Consider the following 219-nt stretch of genomic DNA (forward strand, 5'->3'; position numbering starts at 1 on the left):
TCGATCAAGTGCTTTTTCCCGGCGGCTATTTCAAAGAGTTCATTTTTTTCCACAAAGCGTCGAAGACGCTGATACTCACCGACGCTATTATCAACATCGAATTGGACAAGATTTCCGAGCCATGGCGAACGGCCACTAAGCTCACTGGGATGTATCATCCCAAGGGTCAAATATTCTTCGGTATGCGGCTGCCGCTACTCGTGCAGCGACGGAAGGCAA

1 pseudogene is annotated in these 219 nt (G+C 49.3%); it reads left to right on the forward strand.

From position 1 onward, the window contains the following. Positions 1 to 219: pseudogene (locus E5W70_RS33000) on the forward strand (hypothetical protein); the annotation flags it as partial.

Origin of the sequence: Mesorhizobium sp. (assembly GCF_005063415.1) — a bacterium.
Lineage (GTDB): Bacteria > Pseudomonadota > Alphaproteobacteria > Rhizobiales > Rhizobiaceae > Mesorhizobium.